Here is a 722-nt window from a genome sequence, read left to right as displayed (position 1 = left end):
ATTGCGCGTCGGGCCTGGCCCGAATTGAAGGGGAACGGGGGGCACGGCCTTGCAAACCTCAAGCGGGTATTGGACTTGCAGTTTCACCATCACGACGCAGGCGAAGACGCGCGAGCGGCCGCGCTGGTGGTGCTTCATGCCGAAGCGCGGCTGGCCATGCCGTTTGGCGAGCTGGTTCTACCGGCACCGAAGACCCGCTTTCCGAAGAACCCGACCCCACCCGCCAATCCCAACGGGCCGCTGATGGGTTCAATCGTAGTGTTCACCGGAAACCTTGGCATGTCGCGGGACGATGCAGCAAATCTTGCGGCGCGCGCGGGAATGGATGTGAAAGCGGGCGTGACGAAACAGACCACACACCTGATTGTTGGCGATCAGGATCTGAGCTTGCTCGCAGGGCACAGCAAAAGCAGCAAGCACCGCAAGGCGGAGGCGATGCGCGATGCAGGCCATCCGATCCGAATTCTGGGTGAGAGTGAGTTCAAAGATATTCTTGCAGGTGCTGGCGTTCTATGAAGGATCGTGACTTCCGTATGCGTTTGTCGGCGAAGTGAGGTGCCGCTATGAGACCAGCGCCAACAAGCGATGCTGAACCAGAGTAGTATTGCGTTGAGAAAGCGCGACGGCAGGCACGATACTGCGAACAAGATCGTCACGAACCATCGCGCAGTTCCTTTGCTTTGCGTGCTTTCTCTGGATACCCCACCGAGACATTGCGCAGC

The 722-nt window shown here is 59.1% G+C and carries 1 protein-coding gene; it reads left to right on the top strand.

Annotated features, from left to right (window positions below; genetic code table 11):
* Window positions 1-516: BRCT domain-containing protein (locus DT23_RS18280; RefSeq protein WP_038133752.1), on the top strand; the 516-nt coding region annotated here is incomplete at its 5' end.
* Between the last annotated feature and the right edge of the window lie 206 nt (window positions 517-722).

This window comes from Thioclava indica (assembly GCF_000714545.1).
Lineage (GTDB): Bacteria > Pseudomonadota > Alphaproteobacteria > Rhodobacterales > Rhodobacteraceae > Thioclava > Thioclava indica.
The sequence above is the reverse complement of the archived record's forward strand: the minus strand, read 5'-3'. Positions and strand labels throughout refer to the sequence as shown.